Origin of the sequence: Cytobacillus firmus NBRC 15306 (assembly GCF_001591465.1) — a bacterium.
Lineage (GTDB): Bacteria > Bacillota > Bacilli > Bacillales > Cytobacillaceae > Cytobacillus > Cytobacillus firmus.
Genome location: NZ_BCUY01000238.1, coordinates 1 through 874 on the forward strand (window position 1 = coordinate 1; position 874 = coordinate 874).

The 874-nt window shown below is 41.9% G+C and carries 1 protein-coding gene; it reads right to left on the reverse strand.

From position 1 onward, the window contains the following. Positions 1-874 (reverse strand): IS21 family transposase (gene istA / locus BFI01S_RS22060; protein WP_156478377.1); only part of this gene is annotated, 874 nt, incomplete at both ends.

The window sequence follows — 874 nt, forward strand, 5'->3', positions numbered from 1 at the left end:
CTTATAACGGATTGTGTTGTCCTTACTTACACTTCTTGTTATACTTTGATTATTGGTACTTTCATATGAAAGTAATGAAGAGACTGGCTGTAAGTGTTGCTTTTCGAGGAGAAACACTTCTGCTGGTCTTTTTTTCGTTGTTTGATGAACCTGATGGTTCCCAGTTCGCTGGAGCCATTGTAATGCCCGATGATTCCAATCCCCTATGTCGCTAAACACTCGACTGTCTGCGAAATTACCTTTTATGTACTTCACCACATTTTCAATCATGCCCTTAGATTCCGGGTCAGCTCTTCTGCATAGGTGAATTTTAAACTTACGTTCATTCACATAACTTTGAAACTCAGCTGTTAAAAGCAGCTGGCCTGCATTCTCGCTGACTGTGATTAGATGATCCTGATCATATACGATTTCTTCGGTGCGTCCTCCATAAAATTGAAAAGCATTTTCATGACACCGGATTGCGTCTCTAGTAGTGAAAGGACGTGTCTGCCACTCCATGTATTTGTACCTTGAATGAGCCATGACAAACGCAATGAAGTACAGCTTAATCTCTTTGTTGTCAGTAGTCTTCTGCTTTGTTTCACCCCAATCTACCTGAAGTTGTTTGCCCATCGGTTGTTCGGGAACAGCTTCGTATTGACGAACAATTACTTTCTTCTCAATCTGATAAATTTCCCTGACTTCTTTTACATAAGATCTCACCGTACTTCCCCCGACTATCAGATCGGGGTATCTTTCAAGGAGCCAATCATGAATTTGTGCACCGCTCAGGTGCGGGTATTCTTCTAACCAAGCAAGTATCCAGTCTTTATGGCTATCTAATTTCTTTTGCCTCCCATGTGGGCGTTCAGTGTAAGCTTTTGCTTCCTCC